The following is a 21776-nucleotide window of genomic DNA, read 5'->3' on the forward strand; positions in this document are numbered from 1 at the left end:
CCTTTTTTTACAGGGAAAATAAATCGTCTTCTTTTGCGGCAAAAATGATCCGATTCATGAAACGAAAAAACTTATCCTTGTTTTTTATCACTCTTTTTATATCACTCCTCGCCTCTTGTCGTGACGAACTGTCGACGGCGGGAGGCAAATGGGTGGAAAGCTCCCTGCGAACCATACAAACCGATACCTGTACCGTACGCCTCAGCACTATCCTGAGTGACTCTCTTGCCACATCGGGTGACACTGTCTGCCAGATAGGAACCATTGACGATCCCGTCTGGGGAAAGATAAAGGCGGCTTTCTATGCCGAATATGACGTACCGACAGTTTCATTCAGTGAAAATGCCGACTACAGATTCGACTCCATTACCATCCGGTTCTATTCATCGGGTAACTATCTGGGAGATACCCTGAGTCCGCAACGTATCTCACTGCACAGTCTATCGGAGAATCTGTCTTTGGACGAAGGTTATCTGTACACTACTTCGAAGGTGTCCTATCACTCCACTCCCCTGGCTTCCTTTACTTTCACCCCCACCCCGGGCGAAACAATCCGGGAACATGAAATCCGCCTCCCCGACGAATGGGGAGTCGAGTGGTTCGAACATTTTCAGGCCGGTTCACGTGAGATGGAGTCGCAAGAGTACTTCCGCGACTATTTCAAAGGTATCGCGTTTATTCCCGAAGAAGGGGGAAATTGTGTCAACGGTTTCATGGTGAACGACTCAAGCTTATGCATCACTCTCTATTATCATCAGACGGAAACGGATGCCACGGAACTGTCCGCCGATTTTTTACCCAACAGCGATCTGAGGTTCAACCAGGTCAGTTGTGACCGCAGCCGGACCGCACTCTCCTCTTTGCAAAGCGGACTCAACAACGGGCTTCCTTCAGAAAAATCGGAGCACCAGTCCTATCTGCAAGGGTTGACCGGCATGTATATCAATATTGATTTTCCATTTCTCAATGACCTGCGTGCCGAAGGCAGGCTGGTGACCATCGAAAGCGCCCTGCTCCGGCTATATCCGGTAAAAGGAACTTATGGCAAACAGTATCCCCTTCCCGAATCGCTGACACTGTATACAGCCGATGAAAACAATGTGACGGAAGATGTAGTGACTGATATTTCAGGCAGTTCCGTACAAACCGGAAGCTTGGTAACAGATGAAATGATGGGAGAAGATACCTATTACTCTTTCGATATCACCTCTTTCCTGCAAAGCAATCTGGGAACGGTAGGATACAACCGGAAGATTCTTCAACTGATGCTCCCGGACAACTTATTCTTCACTACCCTGAACGGAGTCGTATTCGGGGATGCCAGACATCCGGACAGCAATCCCGTGAAACTAACCCTACTTTATAAAACATATAACCCATGAAAAGAAACCTGATTCTATTGCTTACTCTTTGCCACTCCACTTTATTAATATATAGTCAAAATACCACCAACTCCCCGACTTCCATGTTCGGACTGGGCGAACTCTCAACCGGAGAAGGCGGACAATACTCCGGACTTGGTGGAGCAGGAATTGCCTTGCAAAGCTACAACTTCCTGAATACAGCCAATCCGGCCTCACTTACCGCCATCGAGGGACAACGCTTCCTGATAGACGCCGGAGTAATGGGAGCTTACAAGGTATATACACAAACCGGGACGAGCAATCACTCGCTGGTAGGTAACCTGAACAACCTGAGCATCGGTTGCCGCATCACTCCACGCTGGTATGGAGCCGTGTTCATGGCACCGGTCAGTAGTGTAGGCTATGCCATCACACTGGATCAGGACATCACGGGAACCGGCAGTTCCACCGTATCGTCACTCTTCGAAGGCGAAGGCGGATTGTCTAAAATGGGAATCAGTACAGCCTATCGGCTTTTCAAGGGATTTTCTGTCGGCGCTAACCTTTCCTACGTAACCGGGACCATCAAACAGACAGAAACCCAGGGAAGTATCAGTGTGGAAGAAAGCTCATACAAGCATGCCTTTTATGCTGACTTCGGCTTGCAATACAAATTTCCACTGAGCCGGAATAAGTACCTCGTGGCAGGAGCTGTATACGGATATTCGCAAGACCTGGCACAAGACAATACCTTGTCGGTAAGCAGCACATCGGGCAACGAATCGATTGACGAAAGCCAAAGCCATGTGCGCCAATGCCTCCCCCAGTTTGTGGGAGCGGGACTTGCATACAACAGTCCGCGCTGGACGCTGACAGCTGAATATAAATATACGGATTGGAGTCGTATGAAGTCATCACAAAGCAACGTCCGCTTCGAGAACCAACACCGATTGTCGGCAGGCACAGCCTATACGGCAGGCAATATTTACCGGAATCCGGTGAAACTGTTACTCGGAGCGGGCGTCAGCAACTCTTATATAGTCATTCAGAAGAAGAAAGCAACCAACTACTATGTCAGTGCAGGAAGCAACTTCACTCTGTACAACGGCAACGTTCTTTCCCTGGGAGTGAAATACAGCGACCAGCTTCATCTGCCTAACGGCATGCAACGGGAACGGGGAGTCACACTCTTTTTCAATTTTACCTTTTCGGAACGGACGTACCGGGCGAAGATCCAATAAATCAATCGAGGAACACCTCTTCCTGCTTTAATACATAGGCATCGGCCAAAGCACCGGTAGCAGGCTGTTTCTCATTGTTCAGCATCACCAGGCTGCCTTCCTGCACTTTGAAGTAAGACACTTCGCCTCCTTTTTCAGTAAGCGTAAGCAGATTATCCTTCACCGTAAACGTACCGGTTTCATCGAAATCGGCATCTTTACGGTCAATATAAGCCCAATGATACGTATAGGTGCGATCCTTCTTCAATGTCAGGGTCAGTTCTATGCCCGGACAATCGGCAGCCGGAACCGTACCTTTGTAAACTCCATAGTAATCGAGAGAGGTTTCGGCAGTATGCATATCTACCACTTGTGTGGTATCGCTGCCTGCCGCAGATACATTGGCTTTCTTCGCTGTACAACCTACAGCAGTTAAAGTGATGAATGCTGCTGCCATCCAATAAAGATTCTTTTTCATCGGTTTAAGTTTTTATAAATTAATCTTATTATATAATATACCTGCCGCTTTCAAATAAGCCACATAATTCAGATAAAGCTGGAAATGTGCATTCACTTTCGTTTCGTATGCCTGTTGCCATAAGGCTTGTCCTTCCAGATGATCGGAAAGGGTTTCCAATCCCACTTCATATTGGCTTTTGCTGACACGCCTGTTTTCCTCGGCCTGTTGGAGAGAACGGTCGGCAAGCTCGCTTTCCAGTTTCGCCTCATCAAGATTATTGGCCGCCCGGGTTAGTTCCAGCAACATCTGCTCGTTCAGACTTTGCTGTTGCAGGCGGGTCTGTTCCAGCTTGGCCTTGGCTGCACGTACTTTGTTGCTCCGTTCACCGAAATGGAAAAGCGGTATGCTGACATTGAGCAGGACGGAAAAACTGGCATTGTCCAGGAAATTCTTGTCATTCAGTTCCAAACCATGTACATAATCATAAGAACCTTTGATACCGATTTTGGGCAACAATTCACTGCGGTTCAGTTTCACCTGCTGTTTGGCTATGGCAACTTGTTTATCCAGAATAGTATATTCAGGACGGGCAGTGATATCCAATACCTGAATTTCCAATCCCTGCTCTATCTCCGGAAAGTTACCGGAAACATGGATGTCGGCAGTCAATGGCTTTCCAATGAGATGACACAAGTTCATGGTAGCCAGCCGAAACGCATTCTCCGCCTTACGAACAGCCAGCTCGCTCTCGTTCAGCCTGACCTGTACCTTCAATACATCGTTTTGTGGTTTCAGACCGTGTTTGTATGCACTTTCTACATTCTTCTTCAGCTCGGTAAGTACCGTATGATAGGCATCGGCTACTACCTTCATCTCTTTGGCTTTCACGACAAGAGCATAAGCCTGATCGGTTTTCAGAATCACTTCGGTAGCAGTCAGGGTTTCATTCATCTGCGCCATCTGTTTTCCCAGTACCGACATCTTGTAGGCAGCAGTGATTTTGCCCCCCATATAAAGCGGCTGTTCCAACTGTATCCCTCCCATATAGACCCATCCTATCTTATAATCCAGGTTGATACCCGGAAAATAGGCAAAGCCGCCATTAGGTATGAGTTGTCCGGTCGCATCGGGCAGGAAAGTGGGCAGATTGCCACCGGCTATCCCGTAACTTCCGTCGGCATTACTGTAAAGTCCGGTACCGCTGGCTGTAAAATTGGGGAAGAAGTTCCCTTTGTAACTTTTGGCTGTGTAGTGGGTGCTTTCCGTCTGTTTAATGGAGGCCGCCATTTCCTTATTGTATTTCAATGCCATTTCGCGACACTCTTGCAGGCTGAGTGTCTCCTGTGCGAATGCCGGAGCACAGAAGTCCGACAACATAAAGCAAAGAGAAAGTATAATTATCTTTTTCATCAGTTCTCGTTTTTTAATCAGTCGTTTCTTATCTTGAAGAATAAAGCATATAATATGGGTATAAAAAGCAGTGTGATAAGTGTACTGCATAGCAACCCTCCCATAATGGCTGCTGCCAGTGAACCGAACATAGCGTCGGACAGCAATGGAATCATCCCCAGAATAGTAGTGAGCGATGCCATCATTACGGGACGGAGACGGCTTTGCGAACTGTCTATCAACGCGGTGACCGGTTCTATACCGGCATTAATCTGCAAGGTGATTTCATCCATCAGCACAATGCCGTTCTTAATCAACATACCAATCAGTCCCAGTGTTCCCACAATGGCTACAAAGTTGAAAACCTTTCCGGTAAGCAGCATCACGCCCACTACCCCTACGAATATCATCGGCAGGCAACAGAAGATAATAATGGGTTTACGGTAATCCTTGAACAACATAATCAGAATAGCGATCATCAGGATTATCGCTAAGGGGAAGTTCTTGAACAAATACTTCATGGATTGGTCGCTGGCTATCTTTTCACCTTGCCACACCAATGAATACCCGTCGGGCAACCGTATCTGCTCTATCTTATCCGCAATGGTCAATCGTGCCTTCTCCGTTTCAATGCCCGGAGCAGGCGAGCATTGTACACGCTGACTGCGTTGTCCATTGTAACGGGGCACTACAGGGTCCTCCCAACGAATATCGATTCCTTTGCTGATTTGCTGCAACGGGGTGCTCCCCATCATACTTTCTACCAGGTCTTCTTTAGAAAGAGTACCAGTCTTCAACTTGACCATGGTCTCCTCGTTCAGCAACCCGTTCAGGGATGGTAAGGCAGAAAAGACTTGTGTATTGCCCAAGTCCTCTATCGGTTGTCCTTCCTTATCCAGACATTTCAGATAGATATTGTTCTTATGTATGCCTTCATAAAAAGATCCGATAGGAATGCCACCGGCAGCAGTCAATAAAGACATACTGACATCACTGCGGCTCAAACCCAGTGCGCGTGCGGCAGGTTGGTCATATTCAATGGTCAGGACAGGTATTTGAGGCTCCCAATCGGTAGTGATAAGACATACTTCGGGGGTATTCTTCATGATGTTGCGTGCACTGTCGGCCAATTGGTGAAGAACAGCAGGATCGGGTCCCAGAAATTGTGCTTCAATGGGGTATTTCTTGAACATCAGGTTATAGCGCTTCAGTTTGATGTAAGCATCCGGATAAGTTGCCGACAGATAGCGCTGAATTTCATCCATATTGTCTACCAACTCCTCGGGAGAGGTGAAGTCGATGATCAGTTCTCCATAAGAAAGTGACGGGTTAGCTACACTTCTCACCAGATTGTACCGCCCGGGAGTACCACCGATGGAAGCTGTGACATGGGTGATTTCCTTACGCCCTTTCAAGTAAGCTTCTATCTCTTTCAGATCCTGTTCTACGCGGGTATAGTTGTTCCCTTCGGGGAGTTTATATTCCATGTAGAGCTGATCGTAAACCATATCGGGGAAGAAACCCTGCCGCATGTACTGATAGCCAAAAACAGAAAGAGCCAGCAAACCGACCATGGTAAAGACAAAACTCCACCGGTGTGCCAATCCGAAACGAAGTGCCGTACGTAATGCGGCATAAATCTTCCCCTTGTAAACCCGTTTGCCACCACTATCGGCTTCTACGGCAAAATGCAGACGACGGTTAGCCATCAACGGTACATGAACCAACGCCAACACCCAGCTGAGCAGCAAAGAAACGGCAAGTACGATAAAAAGATCGCGCGTATAGACACCTGCCGTATCCGGCGACATATAAATCGGCAAGAAAGCGATGATGGCGATCAGTGTAGCTTCCAGCAACGGCATGGCAGTCTGCCGCCCTATGGCGGTCATTGCCTCCATCCGGTCCTTCCCGGCTTTCAGATCTACCAATATCCCATCGATAATGACAATGGCATTATCGACCAGCATCCCCATAGCCAACACAAAGGCAGCCAGAGATACACGTTGCATGGTTCCCCCTGCGGAATAAAGAAACAAGAATGAACCGAAAACAGTAACCACCAGGCTGATGCCTATGATAACCCCGCTCTTAAATCCCATGGCAATCATCAGGATAAGCACTACGATGATGACTGACTCTATCAGGTTGATGACAAATGTACCCAATGACTCGCCCACACGCTCCGGTTGGTAGAATACCTTTTGATATTCGACCCCGGCAGGCAGACGTTCGGCCTTGAGTTCAGCCAGTCTGGCCTCTACGGCATGCCCCACTTTCACGATGTCCGAACCACTGGTAGCGGCTATCAGAATGCCCAGTGCACGCTCACCGTCATAGTACATTTCGTTACGGACCGGCTCTTCATAGCCTTTCTCTATTTGTGCGATGTCGCTCAGACGCAGTTGGTCGTCATCATGTCCTTGAATAAGCATTTTGCCTATATCTTCTACCGTCTTGAATTTATCATTGACAGTCACACGGATCCGATTGTCACCATTGTCATAATAGCCGGTATAGGTAGTCTTGTTTTGACCGTTCAGGGTAGCAAGAACTTCAGCAGGCTTTACACCCAAATTTGCCATACGATCCTGCAACAAAGAGATGTTGATGCACTCCGGACGCTTTCCATACAGATCTATCCGGTCTACCCCTTCCAGTTCGCCGACTTCACGCTTAATCAGTTCGGCATAGTCCGACAACTCACGATCAGACAAACCATCACCGGTCAAAGCGTAAAACATACCGTACACATTCCCGAAGTCGTCTTTTACAATAGGAGCACTGACTCCTTCGGGCAGTGAAGCCCGGGCATCATTGACTTTGCGACGCAGCATATCCCAGCATTGCTCCACATCATCATCCGGCACGGTGCTCAGAAGTTCAATCTGTATAAGTGACAGATCATTATAAGAATAACTTTCTATATTATCTATATTTCCCATGGTGCGGATGTTCTTTTCCAGTACATCGGTCACCTCCAACTCTACCTGATGTGCCGAAGCCCCGGGATATGTGGTGATCACCATGGCAAGTTTTACCTTTATTTCCGGATCCTCCAGTTTACTCATCTGATAGCAGGAATAAGCTCCTCCGAACATCAGGACGGCTATCAGGAAATAAATCAGGTTACGATTATGGAATGCCCATTTACTTATATCCATTATAACAGTCCTCCTATATTTGTGTGAGTGATTTCAGGCAGAGTTTTTACGGTTTCCCCGTTTTCTATATGATGTACTCCTGAAGATACGATTTTGTCTCCGGGTTGCAGTCCGTCAGAAGAAATAAGGCTGTACCCGTCATTGGTCAACCGCAATACAGATACTTCACAATTGTGTACGGTATGGTCTGATGCATTGTAGATAAAGACATACGACTTTCCGTCTTTCTGCAAGATGGCACTGGTAGGGACGGATAACGTACCGGAGCGATCTGTATCGCAAAAGATAGTCACCATGGCATTCATTCCGGGAGAAGGAACAGCCTGTTTTCCGGGTATTAGCTGAAGTCGCATGGTATACAACTGATTAGCATTTGCTTTAGGAGTGACACTGATCAGTTGTAACGGGTAGGTTTCTCCCGGATAAATATCGAATGTACAGTGATAGCGGTTGAACCGGTTACGCCGGATATATTCAGCTGCCGGCAAGTTGATTTCCACCTCGGGTGCACCTGCACTTACCATCGAGATGACAGGCATGCCGGCTCCTATGGTCTCATGGGCTTCGAACAAACGTTTTTGTACATATCCGCTGAAAGGAGCATAAAGGCGGGTATATGCCAACTGATCTTGATGATGTTTATATTTGGCTGTGATTTGTTTCAGTCCATAGACAGCCTTGTCATTGGCATTGGGTGTGGTTCCGTTCTCTTTATAGAGAGCCATGACCCTTTCCGCTTCGGCCTTTACCTGACGGTATTCAGCTTCCGTAGCGTCCAGTTGTACCTGATAGTCAGTCGGATCCAATTCGGCCAGGATCTGCCCCTCTCGTACCTGCGCCCCGTCTTTCACGTATATTTTATTGATAGTGCCACTTACCCGAAAAGAAAGACTAATGTCCTGAGCGGCTTTTACTCTCCCCGGAAATTGTAGAAATTTCTGTTTATCAGCAGCAATGACTGTGTCTATTTTTACTGTTTGACAATCTTTATTTTCCTTGGTGTGCCGGGCACAGGAAATAAACAGCATAAGAAAAATCCCTGTCAGAATAAGATAAATCTGTTTCATAATTTGCGTACTTTTGTATTTCATATGCAAAGTTATTGGGAAGGGAGGAGATAGAAAGGTTGAAATGAATGATAAATTGTTCTATTTGTATCTTTTTCAGTCTGTATACAGGTAAAAACTTTGCGATTTGTATTTATTTTGTAGCCGGTTTATAATTTAAGAACAGAAGAATGATAGAACAACAAATGCCTTTTCGGAGAATTCTGCTTACCAGTGATACGTTTCAAATACTTAAAGAGGGACAAATAATTTCGACATTCAATAAATGTGGTATCTTCTATTGTCAACGCGGCAGTGTGGAAGTCTCTTTGGAAGGTTGCCATTATCATATCAAACCCGGGGATGTTTATATCTATATGGCTTCTACCTTGGTGCACTTGTTGCATAAGAGTGAAGATGCCGAGGGGATTATGGTTGAAGTGGACTTTTACTATATTCTACCGATTGTAAACAAAGTGATAAATGTGGAAAGCCAGCTCTTTATGCGGAAAAATCCATGTGTCTCCTTGTCCGGTGAACAATGTGCCCATTTTGAATATTTGCTGAATAATCTATGGGATAGGATAAATGCGGAAGACTGCCAGAAGGAGAATGTCCAGTACCAGCATCTGAAACTGGAACTGATAAAATCGATGGGACAGACTATCTGCTATGAAATCTTAAACATGTATTTTACCAACCAGCCCTTGCAGCCTTTACAACAAGGGAAAAAAGATGTTGTCTTTCAGAATTTCATGCTGTCTCTGTTCCGTTTCTATCGCAAGGAACGTGACGTCTCTTTTTATGCAAGGATGCAGCATATCACTCCCCGTTATTTCTCGGCCATCATCAAGGAGAAAACAGGAGATAGTGCCTTGCAATGGATCGTACGGATGGTGATAACCGAAGCGAAACAATTATTGGAGGAATCTGATCTGAGCATAAAAGAGATAGCGGACCAACTGAATTTTCCGACACAGTCTTTCTTTGGCAAATATTTTAAACAATATGTGGGAGTTTCGCCCAAAGAATATAGAAACAATGCTGCGACAACGAGAATAAAACGCTAAAATATAGCAGTAAAGATAGACGTTCATTTCCATATTTGGGGATATTCAGCTATCTTTGTCGCATAAATATTAATAAAAACGACATAATAATGAAAAAGACAATCCTCCTGGCCGCTTTAGGCCTGATCAGTCTGAGTGCATTGGCCCAAGACAAACCACAAGAAGAAGGCTTCGTTTTCACTACTGTGAAAGAAAACCCGATTACATCCATTAAGAATCAGAACCGTTCGAGCACTTGCTGGAGCTTCTCAAGTCTCGGTTTTCTCGAATCGGAATTGCTCCGCACAGGAAAGGGTGAATACGATCTTTCTGAAATGTTCGTTGTACACCACACGATGGTTGACCGCGCTGTTAACTACGTTCGCTATCATGGCGACAGTTCTTTCTCTCCGGGAGGAAGTTTCTATGATATCATGTTCTGTATGAAGAACTACGGACTTGTACCGCAGGATGCTATGCCGGGAATCATGTATGGTGACTCACTGCCTGTTCACAACGAACTGGATGCAACAGCAGGAGCCTATGTTAACGCTATTGCCAAAGGTAATCTGAAGAAACTGACTCCGGTATGGAAGAAGGGCCTTTGCGCTATTTATGATACTTACCTGGGACAATGCCCGGAAAAGTTCACTTACAAAGGCAAAGAGTATACTCCGATGACTTTTGCACAGTCTTTGGGACTGAATCCGGACGACTATGTATCTCTGACTTCGTACACACATCACCCGTTCTATTCTCAGTTTGCCATCGAAATCCAGGACAACTGGCGTAACGGATTGTCATACAACCTGCCGCTCGACGAATTTATGGCTGTAATGGATAACGCTGTAAAGAACGGATATACATTTGCATGGGGTAGCGACGTGAGCGAAGAAGGATTTACCCGTGACGGTATCGCTGTAGTTCCGGATGCAGCCAAAGGTGCCGAACTGACAGGATCGGACATGGCACGCTGGACAGGAATGACTGCTGCCGACAAACGCAAAGAGTTGACTTCAAAACCATTGCCGGAAATGAAAATCACTCAGGAAATGCGTCAGACAGCTTTCGATAATTGGGAAACAACTGATGACCATGGAATGATTATCTATGGTATCGCTAAAGACCAGAACGGCAAAGAATACTTCATGGTTAAGAACTCTTGGGGTACAAACAACAAGTACAAAGGTACTTGGTATGCTTCTAAAGCTTTTGTTGCTTACAAGACTATGAATATTCTGGTTCACAAAGATGCCCTTCCCAAGGATATCGCAAAGAAACTGGGAATTAAGTAAAACATTGCAAGACTAAGACAACAACAGGTCTTAAAGTCTCTTTCACCACAGATGAACAGATTTATAAGGATATACACTTACAGGCAACCGAAATCCCTGTACTGCCCTATACAATCTGTTCATCTGTGATAAACTTCCGGCACATGCTCAAAAAGAGCTTCACCAACCTAACATCCGGTCATTAACTGCTGACACAAATCTTGTTAATATATTCTGTGAATCTTTCCTTATAGTTATCTCCCACCGGTATATATATATTCTTATTGAAAATGATGCGTAACCGGGAAACTTCGGTTATTTTCCGAAGATTGACGATATAAGACCGATGTACCCTCATGAACATCTCCTGTGGTAAGCGTTCTTCCAGCTTTCTCATACTCAGCAAAGTCACTACGGGCTTATCCGCCGTATCGGTATAGATGCGTACATACTCACTCATACCTTCTATATAGCAAATGTCTGCCACATTGATGCGGATAATCTTATATTCGGACTTAACGAACAATGAACCGTCCTTTTCCAATAAATCAGTTTCCGTCCCTCCCCCGTTATCTTGCAAATGATACTCAAATTGCCGACGTGCCTTATCGGCTGCTTTCAGCAGATCCTGAAATTCAAATGGCTTCAGCAGATAGTCGACTGCATCTACCTTGAAACCCTCGACGGCATATTCCGGATAGGCGGTTGTAAACACAATCAGGGGCTTCACCACTAACGAACGCACCAGATCGAGCCCGTTCAAATCGGGCATGTGAATATCGACAAACATCAGGTCGACCTCTTCTTCCGACAACACCTGCATGGCACTGAATGCATCCTGGCACGAGGCTATCAGTTGCAGGAAAGGGACACGGGCTATATAGCCCGTCAATTGCTCGAGCGCCAAGGGCTCGTCATCAACAGCAATGCATTTGATCATAATAACGGAATAATTAGTAAAACATTAAAACTATCGTCACGTTCGTTGATAGATAAAGTATAATCTTGTCCGAATAGCAGCCTCAGCCGCTTGCGGATATTCTCCAACCCGATGCCGTGGTGTTGTTCCACAGATCGCCCGTGGTTGCTGTTCGAACAACGAAAGGCAAGTCTGCCATCCTCGACAGACATAAAAACCCGGATAAACGACTCTTCCTGATAACTTACTCCATGTTTGAAGGCATTCTCGACAAAAGAGATAAAAAGCAAAGGAGGAATTTGCACCTCCGGCACCTCATCGGGCATACAGCATTCGATCCGGACTCTCCCGGTATACCTCAATTTCATCAAGGCAATATAATTGTCCAAAAACTGTATCTCGCGTGAAAGCAAAATCGTCCGGTTGCTGGCTTCATAAAGCACATAACGCATCAGTTTGGAAAGTTCGACAATAGTACGTTTTGCCTTGCCGGCATCCATATCGACCAACGCATGTATGTTATTAAGGGTATTCATAAAAAAATGCGGATTTATCTGATACTTCAGATACTGCAACTCCGATTGCAAATGCTGGTGTTCCAACTCTTTCAATGCTTCTTCATCACGCATCGACTTGAACAAGAGTTTGATAGCCACATTAATGCCTACCACAAGCAATGCCAGTGAAAGTCGTCCGAGAAAATATCCCGGAAGAGGATGCGGGCCCCGCCAGCGCATATCAAGCTCCTGTTTCGGCAAAAGGAGCGGTGACGAATGCTCCGGAAATGTATTGGGAAACTCCCTCTCCCTATCCGGTAACACCTTTCCTTCCGGATAGCGGCGGGGTTGCATCGGCATCAGATTCTGAAATTGTTTATGTTGAGGAGGATTGATAGAAGGATACAAAATAAAAAGCAGAGTCACGACTCCTGCTAATGAAAGTGCATAAGCCCAATACCGTTTCCGAAGTAACAGCCGGGGAGCCAGAAAATAGTTATTGACTACGAAAAGCAGAATGAAAGGCAGAGTCAGCAACCATGCTACCCGTATGGTCTGCCAACTAAACGTATGTACCGGGCTAATGGAAGCAAACAGATAATCACCCACCAACGGCACAGAGATAACCGTCAGCCAAATGACGAGATAAACCATCTGCTCCAGTAACTTCTGTTTATTAATTTGTTTCATACTCCAAAAAGTTCGTCTTGAATGTCTGTTTACAAAAATACCTCCTTTGTCCTACCCCTGCAAAAGAAGTCGACCAAGAAGGCTCTTTTGACGATAAAGTCGCCTGCAAAGGAAATAGAATCAACAAACAGAGGGATTTTATCAGTAATTATCTATCTTTGCAGCCCGAAAAAGATACCTATCAGCAATATGAAGAAAATATGGATACTTGCAGTCCTGACCATCTGTTCGGTTGCAACACAGGCACAAGAAGTTTTTATCAATGCAGACCTTGTCAGCAGCTACATCTGGCGTGGAATGAAGAATGGAAATGCTTCCGTACAACCCACTTTGGGTGTAGAGTGGAAAGGATGGACCTTATCAGCATGGGGATCGACAGAATTCAGAAATGAAAACAATGAAATAGACCTTACACTGGAATACGAATATAAAAATCTGCAACTGTGTCTCAACAACTATTTCTATCAAAGCGAAGACGAGCCTTTCAAATACTTTCACTATACTCCCCGAACTACGGGACATACTTTTGAGGCAGGAGCCGTCTACACAGTCAGTGAACGTTTCCCTTTATCCATAGGCTGGTACACCACCTTTGCCGGAAATGACTATCGGGAAAATGAGGAGCGTGCCTGGTCCAGTTATTGTGAATTCAGTTACCCATTCGCAGTAAAGGGAGTAGACTTGGCCGTCGAAGCAGGATTCACTCCGTGGGAAGGAGAATATGCAGACAAACTGAATGTAGTCAATGTCGGACTTTCGGCTACCAAGACCTTGAATATTTCCTCCGGATTTACTCCGGCCATCTTTGGCAAACTGATAGCAAACCCTTACGAGAACCGGTTCTACTTCGTTTTCGGGATAAGTTTATAGCATGCTATCCAATCTATCATTTATTTATCCATCCAAGCAGTCACAAGCTTAAGAAGCGAACTCACCACCAAGTAGCTAATACCGGACAAACGTCTGACAAAAACAGCACAGATAAGAGAGCAGAGGAAGAAGTAACGCCTACAAAAAGAAAGATATAGATAAAATTAATATAATAAATCCAGCTCTTCGTTTATAAAAATATTGAATATTTTATTCGAAATCATCTCTTCATTCTTCTAATAAGCCTATAACGTCTCTCTTACGTAGCAAACCCTGATTCACATTAGACTTAAATTCATAGATCATTATATTACAATACATTAAGTACAAATCAAATGACATAAATCAGATTATTCCTGGCAGAACTATAACCAAACTAATTGATTTTAAAGAAATACATTTTATAATGTATTAAAAAAGAACAGAATATTTTTCGTTTTTTAGATTAACAACGTTGCAAATATAGCGATTATTTTAAAAATAGATAATAATCACAAAAGTTTTTTTCATTCCAAGGCAATATTCCTTTCTCTTCTTACTCCTTCCGGAAACCAATCAAGAGAAGTACACTGAACCAAGTACAAAGGGTAGACAGAGAGGACTTCAAAAATTTCTGTTTTTGTCATAAAACACTAAATACCAAACACAATGCCAAACCAATCAGTAGAACAACAGGCTATTTCCATCTCTTACTCCCTGCCTATAAAGTCCTTCATTATAAATACAGAGCAGTGATAAAGTATATATATCCGGTGATAATAAGGGAATTACATTTCACTAAGTTCTGCCAGAACTAATCCATTTTTAAAGAAATAAGAAAGGATAATCAACAAGAAAGGAAGAATGTAAAAGAACCAAACAAAACCTTTATTATTAACCCAAAACAAAATTGTTATGTTAAAAATCACTAGACAAGTTACTCTGCTCTTGCTCGCCGGTGCATTAAGCTTCCCAGCTTATTCGTATGCAACGCAAGCAACAGAAGTATTGGTTCCTGAAGTTACTCAAGAGAAAGTGACAGGAACAGTTGAAGATGCATTGGGTCCGGTTATTGGTGCCAGTGTCATGGTAAAAGGCACGACCAATGGTGTCATTACGGACTTAGAAGGTAAGTTCTCGCTGAATGATGTGAAAAAAGGAGATATTATTGTAATATCTTACATCGGATACGTTACACAAGAAATACCTTATACAGGAAAACCTATTCAAGTGAAACTTGCCGAAGACAGCAAGGCTTTGGAAGAAGTGGTGGTAGTCGGTTATGCCACCGTAAAAAAAGCCAACCTGACCGGAGCAGTGTCGGCCGTAGATGGTAAAGTATTGGAAGATCGCCCGATTGTCAACCTCGGACAAGGTTTGCAAGGTGCCATTCCTAACTTAAATGTAACCACCAGCGGACGGCCCGGGCAAGGTTCAAGTTTCAATATCCGTGGTACTACTGCCATGAGTGGAAGTTCACCATTGGTATTGGTTGACGGTGTGGAAATGGACCCGAACCTGATTAACCCGCAAGACGTGAAAAGTGTTTCCGTATTGAAAGATGCCGCGTCTGCTTCCATCTATGGTGCACGTGCAGCTTATGGTGTCGTATTGATTACCACCAAAGGAGGCCGTAAAGACCAGCCGACACAAGTATCGTTCGATGCATCGGTTTCATTCAACGGCCCTACTACCCGCCCCACATATATGAACTCCATGCAATATGCTACCTGGATGAACACTGCGCAACAGAACACCGTGGGACGCGACTATTTCGATGCTGAGTGGATGCAGCATATCGAAGCCTACTATAAAGATCCGGTGAACAATTCTCCGGTATTTATCCATTCGGACCCGAGTATCAGTAAAAACGGCACCAAATACACGTATGCCGGCAATACAAACTGGATGAAAGAATTGTATAAAAAGAACTATCCCGTCCAGAAGTATAATGTCAATATCAGCGGAGGTGGAAAGAAGGCAACTTACTACACATCCTTAGGATATACCGACCAGGGATCACTGATTCGTTTCGGTAACGAACAGTACAAGAAGTTCAATGTGATGAACAACATCAATTATGACGTGAACGACTGGTTACACCTCTCGATGAAGACAAGTTTTAACCGCACCAAACTGAGAGGACTGAATCAGGACAATGTACATGGTGATAACTTTATGGGAGGTGATACCCGTCCTATCATGCCGGTGAAACATCCGGACGGCAACTGGGCAGGACAAGGTGACTTTACCAATTTTCCTGCTATCCTTGAAGATGGCGGTAGCCGGCTCACCAACAAGAATGACCTTTGGAACACGATCACGATGAAACTGACCCCAATCAAAGGAATGAGCATCAACATGGACTACACGTTCAATTACTACAGTGAAAACAATAAGGTTCACATGAAGTCATTTGACGAATATGGAGCCAATGGACAATTCCTGCAAACTTTTGCATGGACGAATCCGAATTCTGTGTCACAATCACAAGCCAACGATACATACAATGCTTTCAACTTCTTCGGTGATTACGAAAAAACATTGGGTAAACATTACCTGAAAGGAATGATCGGTTATAATCAGGAAAGCAAACATACTACCGGATTCAATGCCGGACGCGAACAGCTGATCTCAAACGATCTGGGATCTTTAAGTTATGCTACAGGAGACCGCTGGGTAGGCAGCAGTGATAACTCCTGGGCTACACGAAGCGGTTTCTTCCGCATCAACTACGGATATGACGAGCGCTATTTACTGGAAGTAAACGGCCGTTACGACCTCTCTTCCAAATTTCCCAAGCACGACCGTGCCGTATTCAACCCTTCGTTCTCTGCAGCCTGGAGACTCTCTAACGAAAGCTGGTTCAAGAGCTGGACAAACAGTTTCTTCGACGAACTGAAAATCAGAGGATCTTATGGTAGCCTAGGCAACCAGGCACTCAACAATGGCTGGTATGCTTATCTTTCTAACTATAGTACGGGACAGATCAGCTGGATCATGGGCAGCAACCAACCGCAGTATGTGGTTCCCGGCGGCCTCGTCAGCTCGTCCATCACTTGGGAAACCGTTACACAGTGGGACCTGGGACTTGACTTCAACTTCCTGAACAGCCGATTGAAAGGTGCTTTCGATTACTATCAAAGACGTACGTCCGATATTCTTGCCGCAGGTAAAATTCTACCGGGCGTCCTGGGTGCGAACGAACCTCAGGAAAATGCAGCCGAGTCATTGACAAAGGGTTGGGAATTTGAGATCAGCTGGAATGATCAGCTGGCCAACGGATTCCACTATACAGTTGGGTTCAATCTGTCCGACTATCAATCGGAAGTTACCAAGTTCGATAACGAATCGAAAGAATTGGGCAACTGGTATGTAGGTCAGAAACAGGGTGAGATCTGGGGGTATGAAACCTATGGTTTATTCCAGTCCGAACAGGAAATAGCCGGAGCAGCCAATCAGGACAAAGTATCGGGAGGTATCAAACTGATGCCCGGTGACATCCGTTTTGTAGACCGTAACAACGACGGCGTTATCGACTGGGGTGACAACACCGTAGATAATCCGGGTGATAAGAAAATCATCGGCAACAGCACTCCGCGCTATCATTACGGCATCAACCTGGGAGCCGACTGGAAAGGTTTCGACCTGGGTATCTTCTTCCAGGGAGTGGGCAAACGTGACCTCTATCTACCGGGAACTTCATTCCGAAGCCACTACGGAAGCGAATGGCAAGTACCTTCAGCCTACAACAACGATTACTGGACAGAAGAAAATACGGGAGCATATTTCCCCCGTGCGCGTTTCAATGGTGGTTCTGCCATCAACCAAGCCCAGACACGCTATATGGTAGATGCATCTTACTGCCGACTGAAGTCACTCAGCATCGGTTATACATTGCCTAAAGTGCTGACTCAAAAGGCTTCTATCGAAAAGATACGTATCTATTTCACCGGTGAAAACCTTTTCACTATTTCGGATACCCCCGACGGACTCGATCCGGAATTGGATAACCCATACACATATCCGATGCAAAGATCATTATCTGTTGGTTTAAGTCTCACATTCTAAATACAAAGCATCTTATGAAAATCAAATATCTATTCTACATCGGAGTGGCAACACTCGCCCTATCGGGTTGTAATGACGGTTTCCTGGAAAGAGCCCCGGAAGCGATCAATGACAAAACCTTCTGGAATACCACAGGAGACTTAGAAACGTATGCCAATCAATTCTACAGTTATCTGCCCGGAGGTGTAACCTCGATAGCAGATGGTGAAAGTGACAATCAGGTGCCCAACAGTATTCCTCAGTTCTTCTGGAATCAGTTGAGCACCCCTGCGGAAGCAGCTAGTTGGTGTAATTGGAGTAAAGGCGGATGGCAACCGATCCGGCTAGTCAACTATTTCCTGACTCACTATCAGACCGTAAGCGGTAAGGAGTCGGAAATCAACCAGTATGTAGCAGAAGTCCGCTTCTTTAAGGCAATGCAATATGCCGGACTGATGAGAACATTCGGTGATATCCCCTGGTTGGATAAAGATCTGGGTACAGGCGATACGGATATTCTTTACGGTCCGAAACTAAAACGTTATGAAGTGATGGATAAAATCATTGAAGAGTTTGATTTTGCCATCCAATGGTTGCCCGAAAAACCGGCTACCGGACGTATAGGGAAAGATGTAGCACGCCAACTGAAAGCCAGAACTTGCCTGCACGAAGGTACATACTATAAGTATCATACCGAATTGGGATGGACAGACAAAGCTGACCGCCTGCTGAAAATGGCTGCTGATGAAACAGATGCAATCATGGCAACCGGTAAATACGAAATCTATAACACCGGACATCCGGAAAAAGACTATTATGACGTATTTGTGATGGAAGACAAAACGAATCTGAAAGAGGCCATTCTCCCGGTCACCTATCTGGATGGTAAAAGAAAACATGGCATGAGCCGTACGCTGGCAGAAGCAAACACAGGTTTCTCAAAAGATTTTGTAGAAAGCTATCTGTGCCTAAATGGTAAACCCATTACAGGAAACGACCAGTATAAAGGGGATACCAATATGAAGGATGAAACGACCGACCGCGATCCGCGCCTGAAGCAAACCATTCTGACTTGGGACTTTCCGACACGAGTAACTGTAGCCACCAATGACAGTACATACATCGAGAAAGAAGAAGACTTCATTTCACAATACTGCCTGACCGGATATAAATCCATCAAATACTTCATACCGACAGACAAAGCTTTCGAAGCAAACAATAATACTTATGACGGCATTGCCTATCGCTATGCAGAAACCTTGCTGATAAACGCAGAGGCTAAAGCCGAGCTGGGAACGATTACGCAAGCGGATCTGAACAAAACCATCAACGTATTGCGTGACCGGGCGGGCATGCCGCACCTGACACTGGAAGTTGGTTTCACCGATCCCAACTGGCCGGCATGGGGATACAGCCTGACTCCGCTGTTACAAGAGATTCGCCGCGAACGCCGTATCGAGCTGGCCGGAGAGGGATTCCGTTGGGACGACCTGGCCCGTTGGAAAGCCGGTGCAATCTGTAACAACGTGAAGACATACATCGGAAAACGTGAGCCTTATAAAGAAGGCCAATACGCGATTGTATATCCTGCTTATACCAATGATAACTACTCTTATGAAGCCGGCAAGAGCCGCACCTGGAATGACAGACTCTACTTGCGTCCGATACCGACCGGGGAACTTCAGAGAAATGATAACCTTCTCCCGCAAAATCCGGGATGGGAATAATTGCTTTTTAGTTAGTCCCCGGAACGAGTTTCCGGGGATTTTTTTATCTTTGCACCATTAACCCTTTTAACATATCATGAAAATAAACAAACTACTGTATGCCGGAGCCGCCCTGACCCTACTTGGCGCCTGCGCTCCAACTGTGAAAGCTCCCGAAGCCATCTTACCCGTTCCCGAAGAGAAACAAGTAGACTGGCAGAAAATGGAAACGTATGCTTTCGTTCACTTTGGTCTGAACACCTTCAACGACCGGGAATGGGGATACGGCGATTCGGAACCGAAAACGTTCAATCCAACCAAACTGGACTGTGAACAATGGGTGAAAACGTTTGTCGAATCAGGCATGAAGGGTGTGATCCTCACCGCCAAGCATCATGACGGTTTCTGCCTGTGGCCCACCCAATTGACGGAGTATTGCATCCGCAATACTCCTTATAAAGACGGAAAAGGGGACATCGTCGGCGAGCTGGCTGCCGCTTGTAAGAAATATGGCATCAAGTTCGCTGTTTACCTCTCTCCATGGGACAGGCACCAGGCCAATTACGGCACACCGGAATACGTAGATTACTTCCATAAACAACTGACTGAATTGATGACCAACTATGGTGAAGTATTCGAAGTATGGTTTGACGGGGCCAACGGAGGTGACGGATGGTATGGCGGAGCCAAAGACAGCCGTACTATTGATCGTAAGACCTACTACAATTATCCGCGAATTTACGAAATACTGGACAAGCTTCAGCCACAAGCTATCGTCTTCTCCGACGGAGGTCCCGGTTGCCGTTGGGTGGGTAATGAAAACGGATTTGCCGGAGCCACCAACTGGTCATTCCTGCGTGCAGGTGAAGTGTATCCGGGTTATCCGAAATATCGCGAACTGCAATACGGACATGCCGACGGCAACCAATGGGTACCGGCAGAATGTGACGTCTCCATCCGTCCGGGCTGGTTCTATCATCCGGAAGAAGACGACCGGGTAAAAACCGTAGAGCAATTAACGGACCTTTATTACCGGAGCGTGGGACACAACGCCACCCTCCTGCTTAACTTCCCCGTTGACCGCGACGGTCTGATCCACCCGATCGATTCGGCCAATGCAGTAAACTTCCACAAGAATGTACAAAAGCAGTTGGCACACAATCTGCTTGCCGGCATCCGTCCCAAAGCCTCGGATGAACGAGGAGGACAATTCTCTGCCAAAGCCGCAACAGACGAAAGCTGGGATACTTACTGGGCTACCAATGACGGCGTGACTGCCGCAGATATAGAGTTCGACTTTCCGAAAACAGAGAAGGTCAACCGTATGATGATCCAGGAATATATCCCGTTGGGACAACGTGTCAAATCGTTCATCGTGGAATATGATAAAGACGGGAAATGGCTTCCGGTCAAACTCAATGAAGAGACTACCACCGTGGGCTACAAACGTTTATTGCGCTTTGAAACCGTTTCGACCGATAAACTCCGCATACGTTTCACTGATGCACGTGCCTGCCTTTGTATCAATAATATAGAGGCCTATTATGCAGGTGAAACAGCCGACACATTCACCGTGGAAGCAAAAGAACTGAAAAGTTATCCGTTTACACTTGTCGGAGTACCCGAAGAAGAAACTAAAAAATGCATGGATAAAGACAAGAACACCACTGCTTTTGTCGAGGGAGATGCATTGGTGATCGATCTGGGAGAAGAACGTACCATCACCTCTTTCCATTATCTACCGGATCAGAGTGAATACAACAAAGGATTGATTTCCTCTTATGAACTATCTGTGGGTACCGAAGCAAATGCGGTAAACCGGATAGTAGCCCAAGGAGAATTCTCAAATATTAAAAACAATCCGATTCTACAGTCCGTCTACTTCACTCCGGTGAAAGCACGATACCTCTCTCTGAAACCGACCAAAATGGTAACTGAAGGAGAAACTATGGGATTTGCAGAAATAGGAATCCAATAACAACATTATTCCGGAGGTATGCCGGAAGTTTTCATAAATCTGAGGCATACCTCCAATATTCTACTCTTTCCCTCTTTTCTCAATAGATACCTTATAAGAAAGATCGTACCGGCGGGCAAGAACGCTACTGACCTACTCCGGC

The 21776-nt window shown here is 45.4% G+C and carries 14 protein-coding genes; 8 read left to right on the forward strand and 6 right to left on the reverse strand.

Annotated features, from left to right (window positions below; translation table 11 throughout):
• The first annotated feature begins 56 nt into the window (after positions 1 to 56).
• Both BF9343_RS15315 and BF9343_RS15320 read left to right on the forward strand, forming a co-directional pair.
• On the forward strand, positions 57 to 1382 hold the full coding sequence (locus BF9343_RS15315) for a DUF4270 family protein (protein WP_009292964.1): 1326 nt from the start codon (positions 57 to 59) through the stop codon (positions 1380 to 1382).
• Complete coding sequence (locus BF9343_RS15320) at positions 1379 to 2584, forward strand: hypothetical protein (protein ID WP_009292966.1); 1206 nt, start codon at positions 1379 to 1381, stop codon at positions 2582 to 2584. The genes BF9343_RS15315 and BF9343_RS15320 overlap by 4 nt, the downstream gene beginning before the upstream one ends.
• A 1-nt stretch (position 2585) precedes the next feature.
• On the opposite strand, the gene BF9343_RS15325 is transcribed toward BF9343_RS15320, so the two are convergent.
• Genes BF9343_RS15325 through BF9343_RS15340 form a run of 4 tightly spaced genes read right to left on the reverse strand, consistent with a single transcriptional unit; the run spans position 2586 to position 8643 of the window.
• The gene (locus BF9343_RS15325) at positions 2586 to 3041 is read right to left on the reverse strand and encodes a copper resistance protein NlpE (RefSeq protein WP_009292968.1); all 456 of its coding nucleotides are present in this window, start codon (positions 3039 to 3041) and stop codon (positions 2586 to 2588) included.
• A 12-nt stretch (positions 3042 to 3053) separates the two neighbouring features.
• Positions 3054 to 4433: a TolC family protein gene (locus tag BF9343_RS15330; RefSeq protein ID WP_005789673.1), complete on the reverse strand. Its 1380-nt coding sequence runs from the start codon at positions 4431 to 4433 to the stop codon at positions 3054 to 3056.
• 17 nt (positions 4434 to 4450) lie between these two features.
• Positions 4451 to 7576 (reverse strand): efflux RND transporter permease subunit, encoded by a 3126-nt coding sequence (locus tag BF9343_RS15335; protein ID WP_010993302.1) that lies wholly within the window; start codon positions 7574 to 7576, stop codon positions 4451 to 4453.
• Positions 7576 to 8643 (reverse strand): efflux RND transporter periplasmic adaptor subunit, encoded by a 1068-nt coding sequence (locus tag BF9343_RS15340; RefSeq protein WP_010993303.1) that lies wholly within the window; start codon positions 8641 to 8643, stop codon positions 7576 to 7578. The genes BF9343_RS15335 and BF9343_RS15340 overlap by 1 nt, the downstream gene beginning before the upstream one ends.
• 170 nt (positions 8644 to 8813) lie before the next feature.
• Between BF9343_RS15340 and BF9343_RS15345 the strand changes: the two genes are divergently transcribed.
• The gene (locus tag BF9343_RS15345; protein WP_005789684.1) at positions 8814 to 9692 is read left to right on the forward strand and encodes a helix-turn-helix domain-containing protein; all 879 of its coding nucleotides are present in this window, start codon (positions 8814 to 8816) and stop codon (positions 9690 to 9692) included.
• An 89-nt stretch (positions 9693 to 9781) separates the two neighbouring features.
• Positions 9782 to 10966 carry a C1 family peptidase gene (locus BF9343_RS15350; RefSeq protein ID WP_005789686.1) on the forward strand — a complete coding sequence of 395 codons (1185 nt, stop codon included), beginning with the start codon at positions 9782 to 9784 and terminating at the stop codon, positions 10964 to 10966.
• Positions 10967 to 11147: 181 nt separating this feature from the next.
• Here the strand turns inward: BF9343_RS15350 and BF9343_RS15355 are convergent, their stop codons facing one another.
• Both BF9343_RS15355 and BF9343_RS15360 read right to left on the reverse strand, forming a co-directional pair.
• Positions 11148 to 11885 (reverse strand): LytR/AlgR family response regulator transcription factor, encoded by a 738-nt coding sequence (locus BF9343_RS15355; RefSeq protein WP_005789688.1) that lies wholly within the window; start codon positions 11883 to 11885, stop codon positions 11148 to 11150.
• A complete protein-coding gene (locus tag BF9343_RS15360; protein ID WP_005802755.1) occupies positions 11882 to 13051 on the reverse strand; it encodes a sensor histidine kinase in 1170 nt (389 codons plus the stop codon). The genes BF9343_RS15355 and BF9343_RS15360 overlap by 4 nt, the downstream gene beginning before the upstream one ends.
• A gap of 189 nt (positions 13052 to 13240) precedes the next feature.
• Here BF9343_RS15360 and BF9343_RS15365 point away from each other — a divergent pair, with 189 nt between their 5' ends.
• From BF9343_RS15365 to BF9343_RS15380, 4 genes are all read left to right on the forward strand, one after another.
• Positions 13241 to 13921: a transporter gene (locus BF9343_RS15365; RefSeq protein ID WP_010993304.1), complete on the forward strand. Its 681-nt coding sequence runs from the start codon at positions 13241 to 13243 to the stop codon at positions 13919 to 13921.
• Between the two features lie 894 nt (positions 13922 to 14815).
• Positions 14816 to 17971 (forward strand): SusC/RagA family TonB-linked outer membrane protein, encoded by a 3156-nt coding sequence (locus BF9343_RS15370; RefSeq protein WP_005802751.1) that lies wholly within the window; start codon positions 14816 to 14818, stop codon positions 17969 to 17971.
• Between the two features lie 14 nt (positions 17972 to 17985).
• Positions 17986 to 19677 carry a RagB/SusD family nutrient uptake outer membrane protein gene (locus BF9343_RS15375; RefSeq protein WP_010993305.1) on the forward strand — a complete coding sequence of 564 codons (1692 nt, stop codon included), beginning with the start codon at positions 17986 to 17988 and terminating at the stop codon, positions 19675 to 19677.
• A 76-nt stretch (positions 19678 to 19753) separates the two neighbouring features.
• Positions 19754 to 21634, forward strand: a complete 1881-nt coding sequence (locus tag BF9343_RS15380) for an alpha-L-fucosidase (RefSeq protein WP_010993306.1) — start codon at positions 19754 to 19756, stop codon at positions 21632 to 21634.
• The last annotated feature ends 142 nt before the right edge of the window (positions 21635 to 21776 follow it).

Origin of the sequence: Bacteroides fragilis NCTC 9343 (genome assembly GCF_000025985.1) — a bacterium.
Lineage (GTDB): Bacteria > Bacteroidota > Bacteroidia > Bacteroidales > Bacteroidaceae > Bacteroides > Bacteroides fragilis.